Source organism: Actinopolymorpha pittospori, from assembly GCF_014873875.1.
Taxonomy (GTDB): Bacteria; Actinomycetota; Actinomycetes; order Propionibacteriales; family Actinopolymorphaceae; genus Actinopolymorpha; species Actinopolymorpha pittospori.
Map to the genome: position 1 here is coordinate 4012159 of NZ_JADBEM010000001.1, position 24343 is coordinate 4036501.

The following is a 24343-nucleotide window of genomic DNA, read 5'->3' on the forward strand; positions in this document are numbered from 1 at the left end:
ATGCTAGCTGCGACCCGCGTCGAGCGCGGCGGCGAAGCGGCGGGTGATCTCCAGGGGGTTGGTGATGGCGGTGCCGACGACGACAGCGTGCGCGCCCGCCTCTGTCGCCTCCACGACCGACTCCGGCGTCCAGTAGCGTCCCTCGGCTATTACCGGGAGCGCGCTGGTCCGGACCAGCGCTCGAAGAAGGTCGATGTCCGGACCGGATGGAACGAGTCCGCCTGTGTATCCGGAGAGCGTCGTGGCGAGAACGTCCGCGCCGGCCTGCTGGGCGTGGTCGGCGGCCTCGACACTGTCCACGTCGGCCATGACGGGCAGCGCCAGTTCTTCGTGGATCCGCTTGATGAGACTCGACAGACCCTGTCCGTCCGGTCGCGGCCGGGCGGTGCCGTCGGTGGCGATGATCGCTGCCCCCGCGCCGGCGATGGCCTCGGCGTCCTGGAAGGTGGGGGTGATGAAGACGCCGTCGGCGACGCTGCCGACCTTCCGGATCCCGATGACGGGTAGGCCCGTGGCGTGGGCGACCGCCGTGACGTCCTGGGTCCCCTCTGCTCGGAGGCCGATCGCGCCGCCCTGCAGGGCCGCGCGGGCCATGGCAGCCATGAACTGCGGCCCATGCAGCGGATTTCCTGGCGCGGCCTGACAGGAGACGATGAGGCCGCCCTTGAGCGCTTCGATCACGGTGTTCATGCAGTGGTGGTCTCGTTTCTGATGCTGGCCCGACTGGTCAGAGTCTGGAGCGGGTGTCCGGATGGGAGGTTCAGGAGCAGGCGTACGCCGTCGAGGCCGGCGCCGACTGGAGGTGTGAGCGTGTAGTGGTCACCGAGCCGCTCGAGTTCGTCCCGCAGGGCCTCACGAAGGACCGGACTGGAACTGAGAAGCGCGCCGTTCCACGACACGGTGACCCGAGCGCTGTCCAGGCGAGCGCGGGTGGTCGCCGCGTGTGCCGCGCGAGCGAGATGTCCTGCCGCCGCGACGCAGATGTCGGCGGCGGTGGAGTCGGAGTCCGACGCGAGCAACACGTCCCGGGCGAACTCCGCGATCGCCTGGACCCGGTTCGGATCGCGCTGCAGCATGACACCGATGGACTCGGCGGGTCCGAACCTCGTGACCGCCGCGGGGAGCAGGTCGGTGTGTGGTCCCCGGCCGTCGAGGGCATGGAGTGCGGCGGCGACGCCGGCGCGTCCGATCCAATAGCCGCCGCCTTCGTCGCCCACCAGGTAGCCCCAGCCGTTGACCCGTGCGACCTCGCGGCCGGTGGCGAGACCGACGACTCCGGTGCCGACGGAGAGTACGACACCGGGTGACGGTCCACATCCGTTGAGATATCCGGTGACGGCATCATCGGCCAACACTACTGTCCGTACGCCGTGGCCGGACCAGCGTGACAACAGCGACTCGGCGTCGGCTCGACGGCCCTGAAGCCCACTCAGTCCGGCGGCTATCTCCTCGACCTGGAAGGAGAGGGCGTCGAGCTTGTTGGTGACCAGCCCGGCGAGATGGGCCTCCGGCTCGACGTCGGCCCTGATGCCCGCGGATTGCTCCTCCGCCCACGGTGTGGACGGTGCGTCGACTCCCAAGCGGGTGCCCGTTTGACCAACGTCAACCAGTAGCCGAGTCGTCACCCGCACCTCCCGCTTTCGAAGCGGCTCAACCAACGCTGTTGACCATCTTGCACGCTCGCCGCTAACTTAACAGCAGGTCTAGACCTAAGCCAGTTCAGGTTGAACCTAGTTAGGGCACGACGCCAGTCGCATCCTGGTCCAGACTCGGAGGAGAACCATGAAGAAGTTAGGCCGATGGGCCCGGGCTGGTGCGGCTGTCGCGGCTCTCGCGCTGCTCGCGGCATGTGGAACGTCCGGGTCGGGAGCGCAGGGTAGCGGTACCGGAACAGTGAAGATGGTGCTCTGGCCTGGCCCGGAGGGCGACGCGATGGCGAAGGTCGTCAGCGCCTACAACAACGGGCAGGGCAAGAAGGACCACATCAAGGTCAACATGACCTTGCTGAGCCGCGCCGACACCTTCTCCAAGGAGGCGACGTTGATGACGTCGAAGTCCGCGGACTTCGACGTGTACTTCACCGCCAGCTACCTCGTCGCCCAGCACGCGCCCTATCTCGTCCCCCTGCAGAAGGTGGATGCCTCGGCCTACTTCCCGACCGCCGCGAAGTCACTGCAGGTGGGGGGCAAGCAGGTGGCCCTGCCGCTGGACGTCAGCAACCACTTCCTCTTCTACCGGACCGATCTGATCACCAAGCTGCAGAGCGATCCGGCGTGGAAGGCGGCGTACGGACGGATCAGCCAGCAGTTGCTCGGTCAGAAGATGACGCCGAAGGCGCCCGCGGACTGGACCTGGAACGACTTCATCGCGACCGCGGCGTTCTTCAGCAAGAAGTACAACCCGACCTCGCCGACGAAGTTCGGCACCGCGCTGCAGGCGAAGAACCTGCTCTACAACGCCATGATCTGGGATGACGTGCTGTGGAGCTATGGCGGTAACTGGCTGGACTCCTCGGGCAAACCGGCATTGACGTCGGCCGCCGCGAAGTCGGCGATGAACGTCTACCGGACGGTCTACACCAAGGGGCTGACCTCGCCGGACTCCTCCCAGGCGGAGTTCCCCGAGACCCAGGCCGCGCTGACCAGTGGCAACGCCGCGTTCGCTGTGCAGTGGGCGGCCGGTTACGCCGACCTCGACAACAAGACGAAGTCGCCCACCACCGCTGGCAAGATCGGCGTCGCTCCGGTGCCGGGCGACAAGCACATGACCCACGTGCACGCCCTCGCGGTGGCGATCAACAAGTACGGCAAGAACCAGAGCGCCGCGGCCAAGTGGATGACGTACCTCAGCACCCCGGAGGCGATGACGACCTACGCGCAGGCGGGTGGCATCCCGGCCATGCCGAAGGTGCTCTCGGCGGAGAAGGCGGTCAACCCGATCTACCCGTTCGTCGCCCGCGACCTCGCGAGCAACAGTTTCTCCGAGCCGGCGCTGCCCAAGACGTTCGACATCTACTCGATGCTCGCCCAGAACCTCTCGGGCGCATGGGTCGGACAGGGGAGCACTCAGGAGGCGTTGGAGAAGGCCAACTCCGACCTCGCCGGTCTCGTCGGCCAGTAGGACTCCCGGATCATGATGCGACGTGACGTGAAGGTGGCGCGCTGGGTGCTCAGCGCGCCCCTGCTCGCCTTCCTCGCTGTCGCGGTGGCGTATCCGCTCCTGTACGGCATTCGCACCGCGCTCCAGCACCGGACTCTGCTCGACCCCGTAGCGACGTGGGCGGGTCTGGACAACCTCAGCCACGTCGTCCGTGACGCGGGCTTCTGGCACGCCGTCCTCTTCACGCTGCAGTTCACCGTCATCGTGACCCTGGTGGAGCTCGTCCTGGGCTTCGCCCTGGCGTTGTTGATGGAGAAGGCGTTCCCCGGTCGCCGGGGTCTGCTGAGCGTGCTGATCCTGCCGGTCATGATCGCGCCAGCGCTGATGGGCGTGATGTTCCGGCTGTTGCTCAACCAGGACATCGGATTCGTCCCGGCACTGCTGCACAAGGTCGGCCTGGACATCACGCTCTTCAGCAACGGCGCTGTCGTCCCGCTTCTCACGGTGCTCGACATCGCCCAGTGGACCCCGTTCACCTTCCTGCTGTTCTACTCCGGTCTGCAGACGGTCCCTCGCGAGCTCTACGAGGCGGCGACCGTCGACGGTGCCAGTTACCTGCGAACCGTCCAGTCCATCGTCGTCCCGCTGATGCTTCCCATCGTGTTCATCACGGGGTTCCTGCGTGCGATCGACGGCTACCGCACCTTCGACGTCATCTACGTGCTCACCGGCGGAGGCCCGGCCGACAAGACCACGACCCTGAGCATCTACATCTACAAGGCGTTCGCCACGGGCAACTTCGGCACCGCCTCCGCGGCCGCGCTGCTCGCCGCACTGATCGTGCTGCCGCTCGTCCCGTTCGTCGTCAAGCGCATCGTGACGACCGAGCCCGGAGCCTGAGGACCATGAGCCCTACAGCCACCCAAGCGCCCACCTCGAGCGTTCCCGCGCGTACGTCGCGCGGCGGCAGGCGCGCGCCCGGACGGCGGAAGCGGACCTGGTGGAAGACGATCGTGGTCGTGGCGATCGGGCTGCTGGTCAACCTGCCGTTGCTCAACGCACTGGTGACGAGCTTCAAGTCCGACGCCGACATCTCCCGGTCGCCGCTGGCGCTGACTCCGCACCTGACGTTGGCGCACTATCGCAATGTCTTCACCGGGACCGGATACGACTTCTCGCAGTACTTCCTCAACTCGGTCATGATCGCCCTCGGTGGCGTCCTGATCGTTTTGGTGATCACCGTGCCGAGTGCCTATGCGATCGTCCGGCTCGGATTCGGCGGACCGCACCTGCTGCGGCTGGTCGCGGGCCTGCGGCTCATCCCCGCGATCTTCTTCGCCATCCCGTTCTTCCTGCTGTACAACGCTCTCGGTCTCTACGACTCGGTGGGCAGCCTGATGCTCGCCAATGCCTTCCTCAATCTGCCGTTGGGAATTCTCGTCCTGGCCGGCGCATTGCGTGACCTGCCGGTGGCGATCGAGGAGGCGGCCGCCATCGACGGCGCCAACGTGTATCGAACCCTGATGTCGATCATCCTGCCGCTGCTCGCCCCCGCGCTGGTCGCGGTGTCGGTCCTGGTGTTCCTGTTCTCGTGGTCGGACTACCTGTTCGCGGTCATCCTCAGTAGTTCCAACGCGACGCCGGTGACGGTGGGCGCGGCCAACTTCGTCACCAGCACGGGCATCCGTTGGGGAGACATCTCCGCGGCGACGGTGTTGTCCGTCCTCCCGCCGTTGTGCTTCGCGATCTTCGCCCAGCGCTACCTGGTCAGCGGTCTGTCGGTCGGTGCCGTCAAGGGGTGATGCTGGTGTTGGCCGACCAGTAGCGTCACCGCGACCCCTGACCGCTTCAGGTCGAGAGCGAGCCTGAGTCTGTCACGACCCGCCAGCTACCGTTATGGTCCGCGATATTGACCACGGCCTAGCTGCGGACGGTGTCGACGTGATGGATTCTTCGGAGCCGACGGTCACTCGGCGAAAACTACTTCGGTTCGGCGGCGCCGCCTCCTTCGTGATCATGACCTCCAGCGGCTGCAGTCTGCTGTCCACCGATCCCGACACCGATGGGCGCGAGGGTGCGGGTCCACAGCAGACCTCCGGCGATCCAGGCGCCAAGGAAGCGCCATCGCTGGCCGAGCAGGTGAAGGCAGGAAGGCTGCCTCCGCTGGCGCAACGAATGCCGAAGAGCCCGCTCGTGGTCCAGCCGATCGAGAAGGTCGGCAACTACGGTGGCACCTGGCAGACCTGCGTGGGAAATCCGGACGCGAGCTTCCTGTTCATGAACCTCGGTTACGACGGACTGGTGCGGTGGAGCCGGGACTGGTCGAAGGTCGAGCCCAACCTGGCCGAGTCCTGGGACGCCGGCGGTGACGGTCGGCAGTACACCTTCCATATCAGGCCCGGTGTGAAGTGGTCGGACGGACAGGAGTGCACGGCGGACGACATCGTCTTCGCCTACGACGATGTGCTCCGCAACGAGGAACTCTTTCCGACCCTGCCCGAGTGGCTGACCGCCGGCGGTCGACCGGCCACCGTGGAGAAGGTCGACAGCCACACGGTGCGGTTCACCTTCGCCGAACCGAAGGGCTTGTTCCTGCAGTATCTCGCGTCCTCCTCCGGCAATGTCCTGACCGCACTTCCACGGCACTACTTCCAGCAGTTCCACAAGAAGTACGCCCCCGACGCCGAGGCGAAGGCGAAGGAGAAGGGCCACAACGGCTGGGCGGACGGGCTGCTCGCCATGGGTGGGGCCGGGATGACCGACATCGCCTGGTGGCAGAACCCCGCGATCCCGACGATCGCGGCCTGGAAGACCTCGCAGCCGCTCGGCGGGGGCCTCCGGCTGACCGTCGACCGCAACCCGTACTACTGGAAGACCGATCCGGACGGACGCCAACTGCCCTACATCGACCACGTGCGGGTCCAGGTCATCCAGGATCCCCAGGTCGCGGTGCTGCGCAGCAGCCAGGGTCAGTTCAGCCTCACACCGGACGAGTTCGCCGCCATCAGGGACAAGCCCGTCCTCGCGGCGGGCCGGGAGGACGGCGGCTACCGGTTCATCGACATGCCGCAGTCGAACATGAACAGCGCGACCTTCGTGTTCAACCTCGCCCACCGCGATCCGAAGGTGCGCCAGGTCTTCCAGAACAAGGACTTCCGGATCGGTCTGTCGTACGCGATCAACCGGCAGGAGATCATCAACACGGTTCTGCAGCGGCAGGGTGAGCCGTGGCAGACCTCGCCACTGCGCCAGTCGAAGTTCTTCGACGAGAAGCTCGCCAAGCAGTACACCGAGTACGACGTCGCGAAGGCGAACGAGCATCTCGACCGCGCCGGATACACCCAGCGCGACGGAGCGGGCTTTCGGCTGCGGCCAGACGGTGAACGTCTCGCCTTCACGGTGCAGGTGCGGCTCGGCACGATTCCCATCTGGGTCGACACGGCCGAACTCGTCCGTGGTTACTGGCAGCACGTCGGCGTCGACGCCCGCGTGCAGACCGGCAACAGCGAGCTTGTGATCCAACGCGTGGAGGCCAACCAGCACGACGTCGTGATGGACGACGGCTACCCCGGTCTGGACGACGTACTTCTCGACCCGGCCTGGTACGTCCCCTACCAGACAGGGTGTCAGTGGGCCGTCCCGTGGGGCACGTGGTACGTCTCCGCTGGGCGACAGGGGGAGGAGCCGCCACCGCGGATGCGGCGCCAGATGGAGTTGTACGACGAGATCAAGAAGACCCTCGAGCCGGCCCGACAGGAGGAGCTGTTCAAACAGCTGCTGCGGATCGCGCAGGAGGAGTTCTACCTCATCGGAACCGCGATGCCGGTCGGTGGCTACAGCGTGGTCCAGAACACCTTCCGGAACGTGCCGAAGTCGCTGTTGTCCTCGACGACGTACCCGTCACCGGGTTGGTCGAACCCGGAGCAGTACTACATCGAGCCGCGGTGAGACCCCGCCCGCCCACGTCCGGGCGGGCGGCTGGTCACGCTCCACTGTCGGCGTCGCCGCGACGTTGCGCGATGAGGGAAGCGAGGGGAACGGCGCCACCGCGTACCCGGTCGAGGCGGCCCATCGCGTCGACGAGTTGGTTGCAGGCCGCCTCGATCTCGCGTTGGGCCTGGTTGCGCTGGCTGATGATCACGGCGAGCAGCAGCGCGCTGAGCGCCGCTGCGCCGCAGAACACCTGCAGGGTGATCAGCTTGGTGTAGAGGTGCTCGCCGGCGAACGGACCGGTGCCGTCCGCCGCGGCGAAGACGACGGCCACCGTCGCGACCGCGACACAGGGCGCCGTCCCGGCCAACTGGAAGCGCAGTGCGGCCCAGATCAGGAACGGGAAGACCAGGAAGAGGACGTCGAAGGAACTCATCGTCCCGACCAACGCGGCGGCGAGGGTGCCGAGCAGGAGTCCGGCACCTTCCACCGATCGAGGCGCGCTGAGGGTTCTCGGCAGCCGCGCCCGGCGCAGCAGGAGCATCAGCGGGACCACCACGAGCACGGCCATCGCGTCGCCGGTCCAGACCACTGCCCACAGCGACCAGAAGTCCTGTGAGAGGCCGGAGCCGGTGGCCGCGAGGCCGTTCAGGGTCGCTTCGATCAGACCCCCTGCGAAGGCGCCGAGGAAGACCAACGCGAGCGCGTCCCGCAGTCGGTCCAGATCGATCCGGAACTGGCCGCAGCGCATCAGCAGATAGCCGCACAAAGGGGCCGCGGTGTTTCCGACGGCGAGCGTCGCGGCGAGGGGGAGTGACATTCCGGTCAGCAGGCCGCCGAGAACGGATCCGATCGCAACTCCGGGCCAGACCCGGACGCCGAAGAGGATCAGGCAGCCCAACGCGATGCTGGTCGGCAGGCCACCCACCATGGAGCCCAGCCACACCGACCTCCGACTGAGCGTCTGGTCCAGGAGCGCGGGTTCGGCGAGAGGGCGGGTGGCGAGGACGACCAGGAGATATCCCACCCCCGAGGCGAAAGCGGGCCAGGCGGCCATACCTCGTTGTCGGAGTACGGGATTGGCTAGCACGATCAGGGATCGTACGGAAGCCCTCTCCTGATTGCACGTTCAACAGTCGCCGAGATGATCGGTTTGAATGCTGTGTAGGGGAATGAGAAGAACTTCTGGCTGGCCGTTTTGTCGGCCACGAAACGCTATGCCACGCCTTGTCGAGGTGCCGCTGCCGTCAACTCACCCTTGCTCCGGCCTCGCCAACCGGCTCCGTCGCCGGCCCCACAGGGCGAAGGTGGCGAGCGCGGCCGTCCCGACCATCGGAGGGCACCGACCAGTGCCGCGGTGGAGACGCCGTCCGTGTAGGCGGCGAAGGCCGTGTCGAGCAGCGTCGTCGCCGCCCGGCTGCCGAGGCCGTTCGCCACCTCGACCGCGCCCGCCACGGTTTCGGAGGCGAGCGGATCGGTTCCGGCAGGTGCTGCAGCAGCGACGGTGCCGCGGTAGATGGCCGCCGCGACGGTGCCCAGGGTCGCGATGCCGAGCGCGGCCCCGAGTTCGGTGCTCCTCTCCGATATGCCCGACGCGGCCCCCGCGCGTCCCGGCGGCGCGGTGGTCAGAACGAGGGAGTTGGCGATGGTGGCGGTGAGCCCGACGCCGAAGGTCAGAACCGTGTAGCCGAGGAGGAACAGCCACAGGCCGGTCGAAGGCTCGAGGGTGGCGGCGACGACGGCGAGGCCCGCCGCGCCGGCCAGCAGTCCGGCGGCCAGCAGCGGCGCCGCCGGGATCCGGGCGGCGAGGGTGGAGGCCGTCACCGCGCCGACCACGGTCCCCGCGAACGTCGGCAACGCCCACACCGCCGACTGGAGCGGACTGAGGCCGTGGACGACCTGCAGGAAGGTGAAGGCGAGAACGCCCAGCCCGGCGGTCGCCATCGCCACCACGGTGTTGGCACCGACCGCGGCGGCGAAGCGGGGGATGCGGAACAACGCGAGCTCGACCAGCGGATGCGGCGTGCGTCGTTGCCGGATGACGAACGCGGCCGCACCGAGTGCGCCGACCGACGTGGCGACGAGCGTGGCGAGGTCGACGCCGTGCTCCGCGGCGTTCTTCAGGGCGAAGGTCGAGGCGAGGATGGCGACGAGTGACGTGCACGCGCCGAGCACGTCGAACGTGGTTCGCTCCGGATTCCTGGACTCCTCGACCAGGAACGGCGCCACGAGGAGCAGGAGTGCGAGGACCGGGACGTTGATCAGGAAGACCGCGCCCCACCAGAAGACCTCCAGCAGCGCGCCGCCGATGATCGGCCCGGCCACGGCCCCACCGGAGAACGCGATCGTCCACGCGCCCAGTGCGGTGCGGCGCTGGTCCTCGCGGGCGAACATCCCGCGGATCAGCGACAGCGTCGACGGCGCGAGGGTCGCCCCGCCGACCGCCAGCATCGCGCGACCGAGGATGAGCAGTTCCGGGCTCGGTGCGTAGGCGAGGACGGCGGAGGCGACACCGAAGGTCGCCGCCCCGACGAGCAGCAACCGGCGCCGCCCGATGCGGTCCCCGAGGCTGCCCATGGTGATGAGGAGCCCGGCCATGACGAAGCTGTAGATGTCCATCGCCCACAGCCATTCGGTGGCCGTGAGCCGCAGATCCTCGGCGATCCGCGGCCCGGCGACGAACAGCACCGAGATGTCCATCGAGACCAGGAGGGCCGACAGCAACAGGACGAGGAGGCCGCACCAGGTGCGTGTGGACGCGAGGGCGGTGGTGTCCGAAGGCATGGCGGAATCGTACGTACGTACAAATCATCGGTCAATACGTACGTTCGTACAACTGGTAACCTTGGCGGCCATGAGCCAACGCGACGACCTGCTCGCCGCGGCGAGGAGACTCCTCGTCGAGAAGGGCTATCACCGCACCACCGCGCGCGACCTCGCCGCGGCCTCCGGAGCGCATCTGGCCTCGATCGGCTACCACTTCGGCTCCAAGGACGCCCTGATGAGCGCGGCCGCCCTGGAGTCGCAGGGCGCGTGGGGCGACACGATCGACACCGCTGTGCGGGCCGCGGACGCCGGCAACCCGACCGAACGCCTGCGGATCTGCGTCGACGAACTCATCGCCGCGATCGCCGCGGAACGCGAGGTCCTGGTGGCGAGCGTGCAGGCCTATGCGCAGGCCGAGTACGCCGACGACATCCGACAGGTCCTCGCCGAGGGGACCGAAAGGGCGCGCGGCGACCTGGCCGCCATGGTCCTCGGGATCGCGGCCGAGAACGTCGACGCCGAGACCGCCCGGGGCCTGGGATCGGTGGTGCACTCGCTGATCGTCGGCCTGTCGTTCCAGGCGTTCCTCGATCCCGACTCACTGCCCAGCGGGGAGCAGGTCGTCGCGGCGCTGCGGGCGCTCGTGTCCGACTAGGTCGTGTCCTAGGGACCGAACGCGCGACTCGCGGCGCGACCCTCATGCCTCGCCCTCGCGTCAGGACGTGGTCCCGGCGTGGTCGAAGCCGAGCAGGGCCGCGAGCGGGATCGCGTCGACGGCGAGCGCGAGCGCCAGGCCGTAGTAGAAGTCACCCCAGGCGACGGCGCCGTCCAGCCCTTGGCGATGGGGGACCGAGTAGCTGCTTCGGCCAAGGATTCCCTCCCGGTCGAGGAGAGCTCCGGCGGTGTTCGCAAGGAGGAGTTGACAGCCGCGTCCGGTCCAGGTCGTTCGCCGCCGCTCGTCGTCGAGGATTCGGCCGAGCAACAGGCAACCCAGGGCGGCGACTGCTCCGGCGCTGGCGTCTCGTGGGGAGGACGGGTCGGTGTCGGTGAAGTCCCACGGGACGGGTTCGGACTTCGGGGCCCGGGTGTAGAACCACTCGAGCGCGCGCTCCGCCGCGTCGCGGAGTTCGGACTCACCGGTGGCCGCGTACGCCCAGGCGAACCCGCAACCCGCCCATGCCTGTCCCCTGGACCAACAGGAGTCGTCACTGTCGCCCTGGAAGGTGCCGCGCCGCAGCAGGGCACCGGAGACCGGGTCGACGTGCAGCAGGTGGTAGGTCGAGCCGTCCGGACGGAAGAAGAGGCGTGCGGAGGTCCGGGCGTGCCGCCGGGCCACGTCGTGCAGGCGGGAGTCTCCTCCGACGCTCGCCGACCACCACAGCAACGGGAGGTTCATCATCGTGTCGATGGTGCTGGTGCCCGCCGTACGGTGGTCGGCGATCGGACCGAAGGCCTGCAGGAGTTGGGCCGGCTCCATGAATCGCTGCGTCAGGGTGCGGGCCGCCGTGTGGGCGTCGTTGGCTGCCTGGTCGGGGAGAACACCGAGCCGCCGACCCAGCACGATGCTCGGGTAGAAGAGAAAGCCGAGGTCGTGCGTCGTGGTGTCGGTGGCACGCGCGCCGAGCAGGCCGGTGCGGTGACGCGCGAGCTCACGCGGGCCAGGATCACCGGACGCCAACGAGGTCAGCCACATCACGCCGTGCCAGAAGCCCGCGGTCCAGTTGCCGTGCTCATAACCGTGGTCGCCGTGGCTGGAACGGTCCTCGACATCCCGGGTTCGCCAACCGTCAGCCTCGCTGTAGTGCGGGAACTGTCGCTCATCACGCTGCCGCGCCGCGTCGTACTCCCGCAGGCCGGCCTTGCCGTAGCCGCGCCACAGTTCCGCGATGTCGCCGGTCGGTGCGGTGTCCTCGATGTCGCCCACGTGTTCTCCGTCCGCCACCTGTGGTCCGGGCCGGGGTCTTGACGGGAACCACCCGGACGGACCAGACTCCGAAAACGATTGCGCAAACGATTCTGGTCCATCGATCGCTCGACGACAAGGGCGAGGACCGAGAGGGAAGGCGCGAAACTATGGCCAAGGGTAACTGGTCGGTGACGCAATGCTGAGCCGACGATGACGGGGGCGGCTCGAAGGGTGACCGCCCGCGACGTCGCGGCGCGCGCGGGGGTGTCGGTCACGACCGTGTCCCGCGTCCTCAACGACAAGGCGGTGGACCTCACTCCGGCGACGTGTGAACGCGTCCGGGTGGCCGCGCGGGAGTTGGGTTACCAGGTCCATCCCGCGGCGAGCGCTCTCCGGCGCGGGCGCACCGGCACCCTCGGCCTCGTCGTTCCTGACATCGGCGACCAGTACTTCCACCGCATCGCGCGTGGTGTCGAGGACGCCATCCGTCCGCAGGGCTTCGGCATCGTCTTCTGCGACACCGACCGCGACGCGTCCCTCGAGGACGAGGCCGTCGACATGCTGCTGTCCAAGGGCGTGGACGGGATCGTCCTGTGTGGTGGTGGACTGGACGACGACCGGCACCTGCGTTCGCGGCGTTGGCACAACACGCCCGTCGTGACGATCGGTCCACACCGGCTGGACTTTCCGGCCATCTCCGCGGACGACGTCGGCGCGGTCGCGGCCCTGGTGCGGCATCTGCACGAGGGCGGACGCCGCCGGATCCTGTGTGTCGCGGGCCAGCCGACCTGGTTGGTCACGAAGCAGCGGCTGGTCGGATACCACACGGCGGTCGAGGAACTCGGGCTGGACGACGACCCGAAGCTCGTCGTCCACGCCGGGTTCACCGCGGAGGCCGGCGAGCACGCCGTCCGGCAGGCACGCGAGCGCGGCATCGACTTCGACGCCGTTGTCGCCTTCGACGACTACGCCGCCCTCGGAGCCCTACATGCCCTGCAGGCACTGGGGATCGCGGTACCCGAGGACGTCGCGGTGGCGGGCTGCGACGACATCGACTTCGCACGGTTCGCCCGGGTACCGCTCACCAGCGTGCGGTTTCCCACCTACGAGATGGGACGGGCCGCGGCCCGGCTGTTGGCCCCGCCACCAGGTGAGCGCGAGGAGGTGGTCGCCGCGTTCGGCTTCGAACTACACGTGCGAGAGAGTTCGGCGCCGGCGGGACGTCGGGGTTGACCGCCCGGCTCACCTGTCCCGCTCGGCTCACAGCAAGGGAGACACATGCTCGACGGTGTCTGCGTCCTCAGCTTCACCCACTACCTGCAAGGTCCCTCCGCCGCACAGTTGCTCGGCGACCTCGGTGCCGACGTCATCAAGATCGAGCGGCCACAGGGAGCCTGGGAGCGCGGCTGGTCCGGAGCCCGCTGCTATCTGGACGGTGTGAGCGTGTTCTATCTGGCCGCCGGCCGCAACCAGCGCAGCCTCGCGGTCGACCTCAGGTCGCAGGAGGGGCGGGACGTCGTACGTGATCTCGCCCGCGGCGCGGATGTCGTCATCGAGAACTACCGGCCGGGCGTCATGGACCGGCTGGGACTCGGCTACGACGTGCTCCGGCAGGACAATCCTGCCCTTGTCTACTGCTCCTTGACAGGCTACGGATCGAGTGGACCGAAGCGCGACGCTCCCGGGCAGGACATGCTCGTCCAGGCGATGAGTGGACTGGCCCAGCTGAGCGGCCGGGCCGGAGATCCTCCGACGCCGACCGGAACCTCCGTGGTCGACCAGCACGGCGCCGTGCTGGGTGCCCTCGGTGTGCTCGCGGCGCTGTTTCGCGCGCGGCAGACGGGCGAGGGCACCTATGTCAGGGGAAACCTGCTCGACAGCGCCCTGGACCTGCAGGTCGAGTCGCTCGCCTACCACCTCAACGGGGAACGCCTGTGGGACCGCAGCGCCGCGGGCGTCGCCACCCGCTTCCACCCCGCGCCCTACGGGGTGCTCGCCACCTCCGACGGGTACGTCGCGGTGTCGTTCGTCACCGCCGAACAGTTGCGTGCCGTCTTCGAGTACGCACGCTTCGAGGGCCTCGACGGTGAGGATCCGGACGACCGGGAGACCATCACCGCCCTCGTCGCCGACCACGTCGCGAAGGACACCACCGAGCACTGGCTCGCGGTCTTCGACGAGCGCGGGATCTGGTCCGCGCCCGTCAACGACTACCGGGCCGTCGAGGACGACCCACAGGTGCGGCACAACCAGTCGATCGTCGAGTTCGAGCACCCACAGGCCGGCACCGTACGGCTGGTGGGCCATCCGCTGAGCTACGACGGCGAGCGGCCGGGAGTCCGTCGGCCTCCGCCCCAGCTCGGTCAGGACGGCCTTGACATCCTGCGCGAGATCGGGCGCGGCGAGGAGGACGTCCGGCGGTTGCTCGAGGACGGTGTGATCGTCGTACCCACGAAGGAGGTCAGCACCTCGTGAGCACACCACAGCACACCTTCGCCCTTCCCGGCACGGCCGTGCCAGGTGTCAACGTCAGCTTCCGCAAGACCCTGTCGGAGTCTGACGTCTACCTGTTCGCCGGTGTGACGGGCGACTTCAGCCCCAACCATGTGGACGAGGAGTTCATGAAGGGCACGCCGTACGGCGGTCGGATCGCCCACGGAGCGCTGCTCGTCGGCCTCACCTCGCGCGCTTCCACCATGATGATCGAGCACCTCGGCGCCTCCGCCGTGTCCTATGGCTACGACCGGATCCGGTTCCTTCGCGGGGTTCGAATCGGAACGACGCTGACGGTCACCTACACCCTCACTCGGGTCGATGAGGAGGCCCGCAAGACCTTCGCGGACGTCACCGTGACCGACCAGGATGGTGCGCTGTGCGCGGTCGCCGAGCACATCCTGAAGTTCTTCACGACCCAGGAGGGCTGAGCCGGATGACAAGCCTCCGACACGGACACGAGCCCGCCACCGATGGGTCGGCCGCGCAACGCCGGCGGGCGGTGGTCTCCAGCACTCTTGGCTCGAGCATCGAGTGGTACGACTTCTACCTCTACGGAGTCGCCGCCGCGACGATCTTCAACCACCAGTTCTTCCCCGCGGGCACCAGCCCCTACGTCGGGACCCTGCTGGCCTTCAGTACCTACGCGGTCGGCTTCCTGGCCCGGCCGCTCGGCGGGCTCGTCTTCGGCCACTTCGGTGACCGGGTGGGGCGTAAGAAGGCACTCGTGGTGACCATCCTCATGATGGGTGGCGCCACCTTCCTGTGCGGCCTGCTGCCGACCTACGCCGCGATCGGGATCTGGGCGCCGCTTGCGCTGACGGCACTCCGGTTCCTGCAGGGGATCGGCGTCGGAGGGGAGTGGGGAGGCGCCACGCTCATGGTCACCGAGCAGTCGCCCGCTCGGCGACGTGGGCTGTTCGGTGCCCTCCCGCAGTTGGGTGTCGCCTTCGGCGCGCTGACCTCCAACGGGTTGTTCAGTCTCATCAGCGCGACGATGGACGAACGGAGCTTCCAGGCCTGGGGCTGGCGGCTGCCGTTCCTCTTCTCCGCCGTTCTGGTCGCCATCGGGCTCTACATCCGGCTCAGCCTCGCGGAGTCGCCGGCCTTCCAGCAGTTGCGCGAGGAGGGGAAGATCGAGAAGAAGCCGATCGTGACGGTGCTCCGCCAGCAGCCGTTGACGATTCTGCGGGTGGCCGGGATCCGGGTCGCCGACATCGGCAACTACTACGTCTGGACCAGCTTCGTGCTCGCCTACGCGGTGACGATCGGTCTGTCGAGCAACGACATCCTGGTGCCGACGCTGATCGTGTCCGCGGTGTCCCTGCTGACCATTCCGATGTGGGGAGCGATCTCCGACCGGCTGGGACGGCGCCGCACGATCATGGTCGGTGGCGTCGTCATGGCGGCGCTGTCCTATCCGTTCTTCTGGGCCGTCGACACCCGAAACTGGTCGCTCATCCTGCTGGTTCTGCTGATCGGCATCAATCTCGGACGCGATGCCTGTTACGCACCGCAGGCGGCGTACTTCACCGAGATGTTCCCGGCCCAGGTGCGCTACAGCGGTGCGTCGATCGGCCCTCAGCTCGCCGCGGTGTTCGGCGGGTGCGCGCCGCTCATCGCGACGGCGCTCGCGGGCCCCGACTTCGGCGGCATCGCCCAGGTGGTGGGGCTCGTGGTGGTGATGTCACTGGTGACCTTCGTCGCCGCGCTCGCGAGCAAGGAGACGGCGTTCGCCCTGACCGGCCGGGACGCAGCGGCCGTCCCGGCCGCCGGCGGCAACGCTTCCTGAGCAGAGCGAGATCGTTCAGCCGGCGAGGTCGTGCCAGGGGACCCCTTCGGGCAGGAGCCGGTCGGCCTCCCGCGGACCCCAGGTTCCGGGTGTGTAGTCGTACAGCGGGGCGACGTCGCCGAGGATCGGATCGACGACCCGCCAGGACGCCTCGACGGTGTCCTCTCGGGCAAAGAAGAACCGGTCGCCCTCGAGCGCGGCGCCGATCAACCGGTCGTAGGGACGCGGGTCGGAACCCGGCTGCTGGGCGAAGGTGAGCTCCTCCACCTGTGCCTGCGCGTCAATGCCAGGTTTCTTCCCGGCCAGGGTGAGGGTGACCGCGGTCTCCGGCCGGACCCGGAACCGGAGCTCGTTCATGCCCCGGAATCCCTCGATGCCGGCGACGTTCCGCTCCGGTTGGCGGAAGCGGACGCTGACCTCGCTCGCGCTGACGGGCATGCACTTGCCGCCCCTGATGAGGATGGGTACGTCCTGCCACCGGGGCGAGTCGGCGAACAGCCGGACGGCGAAGTAGGTCTCCACCGTCGAGTCCGGAGCCACTCCTGGCACGTCGCGGTATCCGGTGTACTGGCCCCGCACGGTGTCGTCGGCCGAGAGCGGCCGAAGGCTCTGGATGGCGTGCGCCCGCTGGTCCTGCCACGAGCGCAGTCCCTCCGCCGGTTCGTCGGCGATGATGCTGGCCAGCAGTTGCATCAGGTGGTTCTGCAGCACGTCGCGGAACGCACCGGTCCGGTCGTAGAACTTCCCCCGGTCGGCCACGCCGAAGTCCTCCGCCATCGTGATCTGGATGCTCTCCACGTGTGTGCGGTTGAGCAGCGGATCGATGATGGAGTTCGCGAACCGCACGTAGAGGATGTTCTCCATCGGCTCCAGGCCGAGCCAGTGGTCGACGCGGAAGATGTCCTCCTCCGCGAAGACCTTGTGCATGGTGGCGTTGAGCTCCTGCGCGCTCTCCAGGTCGGTGCCGAACGGCTTCTCCACCATGATCCGTGAGTCCCGGTGGAGGCCGACGGACGCGAGCCCGTCGGCGATCTGGCCGAACAGCAGCGGTGGCACCTCCAGGTAGAAGAGGATGCGCCTCCGCTCGCCGAGCCGGTCGGAGAGGGCCTGATAGGTCTCCTGCGCTGTCAGGTCGCCGTTGACATAGTCGAGCAGGTCGAGCATGCGCGCCGCGGCGCCACTGTGCGGATCGATGTGGTTCTGCTCCAGCGACGCCGCGGCGTACTCCCTGAACTCCTGCCGGTTCCAGCCACGGTGCGCGACACCGATGATCGGGACGTCGAGGACGCCCCGTTCGACCAGACTGACGAGGGCGGGATAGGTCTGCAGTTTGGCCAGGTCGCCGGTCGCTCCGAAGATGACCATGGCGTCCACCCGATCGTTACCCATCTGGTCCTCACCTTCCTCGGTGTTTCGCGCGGCCTTCTGCCGCCGATCTGCCGTCAGGCTCGGAGGGAGCGGTAACGACGGATCAGGTTGTTGGTCGAGGAGTCGTGCCGGAGATCCGGCTCGGGCTCGCTCTCGAGCTCAGGAATGATCTGGTTGGCCATCACCTTGCCGAGTTCGACACCCCACTGGTCGTAGGAGTTGATGTTCCAGACCGTGCCCTGAGTGAAGACACTGTGCTCGTACAACGCCACCAGCGTCCCGAGCAGGCGCGGCGTCAGCACCTCCGCGAGCAGGACGTTGTTGGGGCGGTTGCCCGGCATCACCCGGTGCGGAACGACCTCGGGCGCGGTGCCCTCGGCTCGCACCTCCTCCTCGGAGCGTCCGAAGGCGAAGGCCTGTGCCTGCGCGAAGACGTTCGAGGTCAGGATGTCGTGGTGACGGCCGAGCGGGTTGAGGCTGCGGCCGAAGCCGATCAGGTCGACCGGGATCAGCCGGGTGCCCTGGTGGAGGAGCTGGTAGAAGCTGTGCTGGCCGTTGGTGCCGGGCTCGCCCCAGTAGACCGGCCCGGTGTCGTAGTCGACCGTGCGGCCGTCAAGGGTGACCTGCTTGCCGTTGGACTCCATCGTGAGCTGCTGGAGGTAGGCCGGGAAGCGCTTGAGGTACTGCTCGTACGGCATCACACCGACGCTCTGGACGCCGAAGAAGTTGACGTACCAGACGGTGAGCATGCCCATCAGCACCGGGAGGTTGGCGGCGAGCGGAGCGGTGCGGAAGTGCTCGTCCATGTCGTGGAAGCCGGCCAGCATCTCGGCGAAGTGCTCGGGGCCGATCGCGACCATGGTCGACAGGCCGATGGCCGAGTCCATCGAGTAGCGGCCACCCACCCAGTCCCAGAAGCCGAACATGTTCTGTGTGTCGATGCCGAACGCCGCGACCTTCTCGGCGTTCGTGGAGACCGCGGCGAAGTGCTTGGCCACCGCGTCCTCGCTGCCGAGCTGACCGACCAGCCAGTCGCGGGCCGAGTGGGCGTTGGTGAGGGTCTCCTGCGTCCCGAAGGTCTTGGAGGAGACGATGAAGAGAGTCTCCTCTGCGGACAGGTCGCGTGTCGCCTCGACGAGGTCGGTCGAGTCGACGTTCGACACGAACCTGACGGTGAGGTCGCGCCGGCTGTAGTGGCGCAACGCTTCGTAGGCCATCACCGGACCGAGGTCGGACCCCCCGATCCCGATGTTGATGATGTTGCGGATCGGCTTGCCGGTGTGGCCCGTCCACGCGCCGGAGCGGATACGCCGGGCGAAGTCGGCCATCCGGTCGAGGACCTCGTGCACCTGCGCGACGACGTCGACACCGTCGACGACGAGGGACGTGCCCTTCGGCATCCGCAGAGCCACGTGGAGCACGGGCCGGCCCTCGGAGGTGTTGATCCGTTCACCGCGGAACATCATCTCGCGGCGGGAGGCCAGATCGGACTCCTCGGCGAGCTGGAGCAGCAGCCGGACCGTCTCGTCGGTGATGCGGTTCTTGGAGTAGTCGAGGTAGATGCCGGCCGCCTCCGCACACAGGCGCTCGCCACGAGTGGGATCCTCGGCGAACAGTTCGCGTAGGTGTCGTGGTCCGATCTCGGCACGATGTTGCTCGAGCGCCTTCCAGGCGGGCCGTTCCTTGAGCGGGGTGATCGGCATCGGTCGTTCCTCCAGCCGGTGTGCGGTGAACCTCGGTCAACTGAGCATGGCACGCGAAGCCAGCACCCGGGTGACTGGACAGTGGTCCTCTCGGCGTGGTTCGCCGCGAGGCGGAGCGCACCACGCCGCACCCCCGGGGCAGCGACGTCCCAGGTCACAACCTCAGCGTGGTACGCGGGACCCCACCTGGCAGGGGTCACCCGCCCGGGCTCGCCCGGGCCGAAGGGCTCGGCCGGGCGCTCACGTTCAGGTTGCGGGCGCGTGGACTCCGCCTGACTCGGAGTGGACGGACGCGTGTCGACATCCCGGCGTGGGCGCGGGTGGCGCGATATCGTCAGTTTTCGGGGATTGCTCGGCCGACACGGGGAGGGACGATGCGCACCGCCAAGGAGGTCGCGGAGGAGCTGGCGGCGGTTCGTGCTCGTCGCAAGCAGTTCATGCCCACCCAGTCCGAGCCCCTGGCTGAGGGCTCGCCGCAGCCGGCCGGTTTCTGGCCGGGTGCCCCCGGAGGAGAGGTCACCGCGCTCCTGCAGCGTGAGGCCGAGCTCGTGATCGAGCACGCCGACGTGACCCGGCGTTCCGGCACCGCGCTGAGTGACGGCGAAGAGGAAGACGTGGCGGCCGCCCGACGCATCCTGTCCCGCATCGCGGAACACCGTCGGGAGTAGGTCTGCAGTAGAGAGCGCCCCGCCGCGCGCCGGTCCCAGCGGCCCTGGCGCTCCGTCCTCGGTCGACATCTGCGGCTCTGCCGCGCTTCGGGCGCCTCGGCTCTGTCGGCCCCTCCGCCGCGGCTCTGCCATGCTTCGGGCGCCTCAGCTCTGCCGGGCCCCTCCGCCGCGGCCTGGTGGACCGTCACCGTGGACCTCGCCTGCCCCGCCGCCGCGCGCCCGTCCGGCACCGGTCGTGCGTCAACCGGGTCCTGCGTACGCCACGCAGTGTCGTCAAATGCAACTCCGCGTTGACGAAAGTCGACGATGCGACACAAGCCGCGTTGTGTTCTAGTGTCGGCGAGGTCGGACACGGGGAAGCGATTCACAGGAGTAGTTGATGCATAACCTGGCCCCGGACTCCAGCTCTCGCCTATGACCGAACGCGCTCAGGCGTCTCGTCATGAGGCCGAACACGAAGGGAAACGACAACCAGCCAAGAAGGGTCTCGCCTCGATCGTGCGACGCGCCGCCGCGCAGTTCGCCGAGTTGACGGCGAAGCAGGCTGAGGGAGTGACCGGCGTACGTGAGACCGACGACGGTTGGTCGGTCCTGCTCGACGTCGTCGAGTTGGAGCGAGTTCCCTCCACCACCACGGTGATCGCCACCTATCGGCTCGACATCGATCACGAGGGCGAAATGGTGGGTTACGAACGGCTCCGCCGTTACGTCCGAGGGGCGGTGGATCCCTCATGACGATGCAGCCCCTGACCGGTCGTGGTCAGCCCGACTCGCTCGCCGACGTTCTCGAACGCGTCCTCGACAAGGGCATCGTCATCGTCGGTGACATCGTCGTCAACGTCCTCGACATCGAGCTGCTCTCCCTGAAGGTGCGGTTGTTCGTCTCCTCGGCGCAGACCGCCCAGGAGATGGGCATGGACTGGTGGACGCGTGATCCGTTCTTCACCAGCCAGGACGACGGGAAGGTGTCGGGTTCCTCCGCCGCCGAACTCCGCGCGGAGCGCGCTCGGCTGAGTTCGGAGAACGACGATCTGCGGGAACGAGTGGAGTCGCTCGAACGAATGATCACCAGCGGGCCCCCTGGGCTGGCAGGTGAGCACGAGCGGGATGCGGAGGACGAATGACCTTTCGCGCCGGCTCTTCCACTGAGAGTGGAGAAATGAATCAGCATTCCCAGCAGGGCACCTACCTCTACGCGATCGTACGCGCGGCTTCGGTCGAGGTCGCCGGTCTGAAGGGTGTCGCGGATTCTGGTGCCGTTCGACTGGTCTCGCATCGCCAACTCGCTGTTGCGGTCGGTGATGTTTCCCTGTCTGTCTTGGACATTCCCGAGGAGGAGCTGTCCGAGGACGGTCGGCTGGCCGAACTCGCGACGACGCACGACGCGGTGGTCCGGGCACTCTTCGCGCAGGGACCTGCCCTCCCGCTACGGCTTGCCACCGTGGTCTCGAACGACGAGGCGGCGATCCGAGTGCTGGAGGAGCTGTACGACGAGGCGACCCAGCGGCTCTGCGAGCTGGAAGGACGCCGGGAGTGGGGCGTACGCCTGCGGCGTGACAGCACACAGGCGCGGACCGCGAGCACCGAAGGGGACGGTGCCCGGCCCACGGGCACGGCCTATCTGCAGCGTCGTCGACAGGCCCTGCGAGCCGCGGAGGACGCCCGCCAGCAGGAACGTGACATCAGCGAGGACGTCTTCGCCAGGTTGGGGACACTCGCCAGCGAGATGGGGCGTCAACCCGGGACGAGTGCGGAGGTGATCCTGAACGCGGCCTATCTCGTGGCCACGGCCGCGGAGGACGCCTTCCTGGCGGCGGTGGAGCTGCAGGCAGAAGCCCTGGCGAGTCAGGGTGTCCGGCTGGAGCTCACCGGCCCGTGGCCTCCGTACAGCTTCGCCCAGATGTCGAGTCCGGCGGTGACCGATGCCTGAGCAGACCACCCTCGCCCCCAACGGCGGAACGAGTCTGGCCGACCTGCTCGATCGGATCGTGGATCGAGGAGCCGTCGTCACCGGCGACGTGATCATCCAGCTCGCCGGGATCGACCTGATCCGACTCGACCTACGGCTCCTGCTGATCGGGATCGAGAGCGCGAACCACCTGGGCGGCGGGAGGGGTGACGAGTGACCTCACCGACACCACGGGCTTTCAGCCGGACGCCACGGCTGTCGGCCGACGCCGAGGACCTTGGCCGGGGTCTCGGCCAGCTCGTGGTCGCGCTGCTCGAACTCGTCCGCGACCTGCTCGAGCGGCAGGCAGTCCGGCGGATGGATGGCGGCGACCTGTCCGCGGACGAGATCGAACGCCTCGGCCAGGCGCTCCTCGAACTCGAGGAGAAGTTCGTCGAACTCCGGGAGATCTTCGGTGTGGGGCGAGAAGGCATTCGACTCCCGATCGACGTGGACCAACTCCTGGGGGACCAGAGACCGACCAACAAGAGATACGACGAAACGGTGACGTGGCCGATCGGTGACATGACGCCCAGGCGGTGTGACTGATCGGCGGCGTGATCGACAGAAGTGGGAGGGCAAGGAGCACATGGCCGTAGCCACACAGGGCATCAACCGCGCACCCCGCCCGAGCAGCCTCGCCGATGTTCTCGAAGTGATCCTCGACAAGGGCATCGTGATCGACGCGTACGTCCGGGTCGCGGTCGTGGGAATCGAACTGCTCACGATCGATGCACGGATCGTGATCGCCAGCGTGGACACGTATCTACGCTTTGCCGAGGCCGTCAACCGACTCGACATCCAACCCCAGGAACAGGTCGCGGGTCTGCCGGGGCTGGTTCACGAGGTCACCGAGGGCGGCGCCCAGCACAAGACGAAGGGCGCCCTGGAAGGTGTGAAGGAGTCGGCCAAGGACGTCCTCTCCTCCCTCGGAGGTGACGACGACGAGGACGAGGACGACGCCGACGAGGAGCGCCCGACCAGGCGGCGCCGGTCATCGGCCGAACGCGGTAGCTCACGTACGCGCCGTACGACCCGACGGACCTCGGAGGACTCGTGACACTTCTTCTGCACGGCGTGGTTCAGGACGATCATCCCTTCGTCGCGACCCGAGTGGCCGACGAACCCCACCTCGCCGCGATCGAGCGGGACGGCCTGGCGGTCATCGTCCGGGACCTCCCCGACGACACCCAACTCACCGACGAGGACGGCATCAGCTTTCTCGACGTCCTGGTGCGGGCGATGCGCGACGGACCCGTCCTCCCCCTACGGTTCGGAACCGTGGCACCGGACGCGGACTCGGTGTGCTCGGAGGTCCTCGCATCACCGGCCGGCGACGACCTGCGCGCGCGGTTGGAAGCCGTGGGCGACCTGGTGGAGCTTCGGATCACCTTCACCCTGAGCGAGGACACCCTGCAGACGCTCTTCAACGAGGATGCCGAGCTGCGTGTCGCCGCGTCCCGCGGCGGGGCGATGGCGGAGATGTCCGAGCGGGTCGAACTCGGTCGCATGGTGGCCGAACGACTCGCCGTCCGGCGTTCCCAGCTCGTCGCGGACTGGGCCGGGAGGCTCGGGAACGTCGTCGAGGAGGCGACCACCCTCAAGACCTCCGACGAAGGTTGGGAACAGGTCGCGTTCCTGACCCGAAGGGGACGCCTCGCCGAGTTGGACTCCGCCGTGGCCACGCTCGCCGAGGAGATCGACGAACAGGCACTGATCGACTACGTCGGTCCGCTGCCGATCTACAGCTTCGATCCCGCAAGCTCCGCCACCCCTGCACAGGCCGCCTCGCAGGGGTCGCGCTGGGGCTTCTGAGACATGACCGTTCAGGCGCCGCCCGCTTGCGTGGCCGTGGTCGCGCGGCGGAACCGAGGCCGGGCGCCTGGACGCAACCGAGAGGAGACATCGTGGACGACAGGGCCAAGATTGGCATGGCGATCGCCGGAGGCTACCTCCTCGGTCGTACCAAGAAGGGCAAGGCCGCGTTGAGCCTGGCTCTGTGGCTGGCAGGCAGCCAACTGGGAATGCAACCACGCCAGCTCCTGCGCGAGGGTGTTCTGAAACTCGCGAGCACTCCGCAGGTCGCGCAGCTTGGTGCACAGCTGCGTGGGCCGGTGAAGGACGCCGGCCGCCGGGCCGCCGTCGCCACCCTCGAATCGCAGCTGACCAGGCTTGCCGACAACCTGCAGGATCGTACGCACAGTCTCGGGGACCGGCTGCCACTTGATGACCGCGACGACCACGACGACCGCGAGGACGAGGACGACTACGCCGACGAGGCGGAGGACGAGCAGCCCGACGAGAGCGCGGATGACGACAGCCCCCGGACTTCCCGTCCGGCTCGCAAGACCGCTGGCAGGGCTGGCAAGGCGGCGGGGGAGGGAACCAGCAAGGCTCGGTCGGCGACCTCCAAGGCGAGCGGTACGGCCAAGAAGGCGGCGAGCAGCGGCGCCAGGGCAGCAGGTCGGAGCAGCGGGCAGGCGCGCAAGACCGCGGCCAAGAAGACCAGCGGTGCGTCCAAGTCCACCAGCGGTGCGGCCAAGTCCACCAGCGCCGGCCGGGGCAGTACGTCGGGGAGCCGTTCGGCGCGATCCGGGACGTCGTCTCGTCGGCAGTCCTCCGGTTCGGCACGTAACGCATCCCGGTCGACCCGCTGAGGAGAGGAGAAGG

25 protein-coding genes are annotated in these 24343 nt (G+C 68.1%); 18 read left to right on the top strand and 7 right to left on the bottom strand.

From position 1 onward, the window contains the following. Nucleotides 1–3: 3 nt before the first annotated feature. On the bottom strand, nucleotides 4–690 hold the full coding sequence (locus HEB94_RS18970; protein ID WP_192751128.1) for an N-acetylmannosamine-6-phosphate 2-epimerase: 687 nt from the start codon (nucleotides 688–690) through the stop codon (nucleotides 4–6). Then, a complete protein-coding gene (locus tag HEB94_RS18975) occupies nucleotides 687–1580 on the bottom strand; it encodes an N-acetylglucosamine kinase (RefSeq protein WP_192751129.1) in 894 nt (297 codons plus the stop codon). The genes HEB94_RS18970 and HEB94_RS18975 overlap by 4 nt, the downstream gene beginning before the upstream one ends. A 202-nt stretch (nucleotides 1581–1782) precedes the next feature. Between HEB94_RS18975 and HEB94_RS18980 the strand changes: the two genes are divergently transcribed. The 4 genes from HEB94_RS18980 (at nucleotide 1783) to HEB94_RS18995 (ending at nucleotide 7047) form a co-directional block, all read left to right on the top strand. Next, nucleotides 1783–3120, top strand: a complete 1338-nt coding sequence (locus tag HEB94_RS18980; protein WP_192751130.1) for an extracellular solute-binding protein — start codon at nucleotides 1783–1785, stop codon at nucleotides 3118–3120. Nucleotides 3121–3132: 12 nt separating this feature from the next. Next, entirely contained in the window at nucleotides 3133–3999 is an 867-nt protein-coding gene (locus tag HEB94_RS18985; RefSeq protein WP_192751131.1) for a carbohydrate ABC transporter permease, read from the top strand. A gap of 5 nt (nucleotides 4000–4004) precedes the next feature. Further along, complete coding sequence (locus HEB94_RS18990; protein ID WP_192751132.1) at nucleotides 4005–4901, top strand: carbohydrate ABC transporter permease; 897 nt, start codon at nucleotides 4005–4007, stop codon at nucleotides 4899–4901. A 142-nt stretch (nucleotides 4902–5043) separates the two neighbouring features. Continuing rightward, nucleotides 5044–7047, top strand: a complete 2004-nt coding sequence (locus tag HEB94_RS18995) for an ABC transporter substrate-binding protein (RefSeq protein WP_192751133.1) — start codon at nucleotides 5044–5046, stop codon at nucleotides 7045–7047. 34 nt (nucleotides 7048–7081) lie between these two features. Here the strand turns inward: HEB94_RS18995 and HEB94_RS19000 are convergent, their stop codons facing one another. Both HEB94_RS19000 and HEB94_RS19005 read right to left on the bottom strand, forming a co-directional pair. Continuing rightward, nucleotides 7082–8119: an MASE1 domain-containing protein gene (locus tag HEB94_RS19000; RefSeq protein WP_192751134.1), complete on the bottom strand. Its 1038-nt coding sequence runs from the start codon at nucleotides 8117–8119 to the stop codon at nucleotides 7082–7084. A gap of 125 nt (nucleotides 8120–8244) precedes the next feature. Then, nucleotides 8245–9813, bottom strand: coding sequence for an MFS transporter (locus HEB94_RS19005; protein WP_192751135.1), 1569 nt, complete (start codon nucleotides 9811–9813; stop codon nucleotides 8245–8247). Nucleotides 9814–9883: 70 nt separating this feature from the next. Between HEB94_RS19005 and HEB94_RS19010 the strand changes: the two genes are divergently transcribed. Beyond that, nucleotides 9884–10450, top strand: coding sequence for a TetR/AcrR family transcriptional regulator (locus HEB94_RS19010; RefSeq protein WP_192751136.1), 567 nt, complete (start codon nucleotides 9884–9886; stop codon nucleotides 10448–10450). Nucleotides 10451–10510: 60 nt separating this feature from the next. On the opposite strand, the gene HEB94_RS19015 is transcribed toward HEB94_RS19010, so the two are convergent. Further along, nucleotides 10511–11719 carry a glycoside hydrolase family 88 protein gene (locus HEB94_RS19015; protein ID WP_192751137.1) on the bottom strand — a complete coding sequence of 403 codons (1209 nt, stop codon included), beginning with the start codon at nucleotides 11717–11719 and terminating at the stop codon, nucleotides 10511–10513. Between the two features lie 213 nt (nucleotides 11720–11932). Here HEB94_RS19015 and HEB94_RS19020 point away from each other — a divergent pair, with 213 nt between their 5' ends. Genes HEB94_RS19020 through HEB94_RS19035 form a run of 4 tightly spaced genes read left to right on the top strand, consistent with a single transcriptional unit; the run spans nucleotide 11933 to nucleotide 15986 of the window. Beyond that, a complete protein-coding gene (locus HEB94_RS19020) occupies nucleotides 11933–12934 on the top strand; it encodes a substrate-binding domain-containing protein (protein ID WP_192751138.1) in 1002 nt (333 codons plus the stop codon). 45 nt (nucleotides 12935–12979) lie between these two features. Then, nucleotides 12980–14176 carry a CaiB/BaiF CoA transferase family protein gene (locus HEB94_RS19025; protein ID WP_192751139.1) on the top strand — a complete coding sequence of 399 codons (1197 nt, stop codon included), beginning with the start codon at nucleotides 12980–12982 and terminating at the stop codon, nucleotides 14174–14176. Further along, entirely contained in the window at nucleotides 14173–14625 is a 453-nt protein-coding gene (locus HEB94_RS19030) for a MaoC/PaaZ C-terminal domain-containing protein (protein ID WP_202896430.1), read from the top strand. Before HEB94_RS19025 ends, HEB94_RS19030 begins: the two co-directional genes overlap by 4 nt. A gap of 5 nt (nucleotides 14626–14630) precedes the next feature. Then, a complete protein-coding gene (locus HEB94_RS19035; protein ID WP_192751140.1) occupies nucleotides 14631–15986 on the top strand; it encodes an MFS transporter in 1356 nt (451 codons plus the stop codon). Between the two features lie 15 nt (nucleotides 15987–16001). Here the strand turns inward: HEB94_RS19035 and zwf are convergent, their stop codons facing one another. Together zwf and pgi are read right to left on the bottom strand one after the other, a co-directional pair. Then, on the bottom strand, nucleotides 16002–17375 hold the full coding sequence (gene zwf / locus HEB94_RS19040) for a glucose-6-phosphate dehydrogenase (RefSeq protein WP_192751141.1): 1374 nt from the start codon (nucleotides 17373–17375) through the stop codon (nucleotides 16002–16004). Nucleotides 17376–17428: 53 nt separating this feature from the next. Continuing rightward, nucleotides 17429–19057 carry a glucose-6-phosphate isomerase gene (gene pgi / locus HEB94_RS19045; protein ID WP_192751142.1) on the bottom strand — a complete coding sequence of 543 codons (1629 nt, stop codon included), beginning with the start codon at nucleotides 19055–19057 and terminating at the stop codon, nucleotides 17429–17431. 374 nt (nucleotides 19058–19431) lie between these two features. Here pgi and HEB94_RS19050 point away from each other — a divergent pair, with 374 nt between their 5' ends. From HEB94_RS19050 to HEB94_RS19090, 9 genes are all read left to right on the top strand, one after another. Beyond that, nucleotides 19432–19725, top strand: a complete 294-nt coding sequence (locus HEB94_RS19050; RefSeq protein WP_192751143.1) for a hypothetical protein — start codon at nucleotides 19432–19434, stop codon at nucleotides 19723–19725. Nucleotides 19726–20139: 414 nt separating this feature from the next. After that, nucleotides 20140–20460, top strand: coding sequence for a gas vesicle protein GvpO (locus tag HEB94_RS19055; protein WP_192751144.1), 321 nt, complete (start codon nucleotides 20140–20142; stop codon nucleotides 20458–20460). Continuing rightward, nucleotides 20457–20849, top strand: coding sequence for a gas vesicle protein (locus HEB94_RS19060; RefSeq protein ID WP_192751145.1), 393 nt, complete (start codon nucleotides 20457–20459; stop codon nucleotides 20847–20849). The genes HEB94_RS19055 and HEB94_RS19060 overlap by 4 nt, the downstream gene beginning before the upstream one ends. Before the next feature lie 35 nt (nucleotides 20850–20884). Then, on the top strand, nucleotides 20885–21655 hold the full coding sequence (locus HEB94_RS19065) for a GvpL/GvpF family gas vesicle protein (protein ID WP_192751146.1): 771 nt from the start codon (nucleotides 20885–20887) through the stop codon (nucleotides 21653–21655). Next, complete coding sequence (locus tag HEB94_RS19070; protein ID WP_192751147.1) at nucleotides 21648–21851, top strand: gas vesicle protein; 204 nt, start codon at nucleotides 21648–21650, stop codon at nucleotides 21849–21851. Before HEB94_RS19065 ends, HEB94_RS19070 begins: the two co-directional genes overlap by 8 nt. Then, nucleotides 21848–22222: a gas vesicle protein GvpK gene (locus HEB94_RS19075; RefSeq protein WP_192751148.1), complete on the top strand. Its 375-nt coding sequence runs from the start codon at nucleotides 21848–21850 to the stop codon at nucleotides 22220–22222. The genes HEB94_RS19070 and HEB94_RS19075 overlap by 4 nt, the downstream gene beginning before the upstream one ends. Before the next feature lie 40 nt (nucleotides 22223–22262). After that, on the top strand, nucleotides 22263–22733 hold the full coding sequence (locus HEB94_RS19080) for a gas vesicle structural protein GvpA (protein WP_192751149.1): 471 nt from the start codon (nucleotides 22263–22265) through the stop codon (nucleotides 22731–22733). Beyond that, a complete protein-coding gene (locus HEB94_RS19085) occupies nucleotides 22730–23488 on the top strand; it encodes a GvpL/GvpF family gas vesicle protein (protein ID WP_192751150.1) in 759 nt (252 codons plus the stop codon). Before HEB94_RS19080 ends, HEB94_RS19085 begins: the two co-directional genes overlap by 4 nt. Before the next feature lie 92 nt (nucleotides 23489–23580). Beyond that, a complete protein-coding gene (locus HEB94_RS19090) occupies nucleotides 23581–24330 on the top strand; it encodes a histone protein (protein WP_192751151.1) in 750 nt (249 codons plus the stop codon). The last annotated feature ends 13 nt before the right edge of the window (nucleotides 24331–24343 follow it).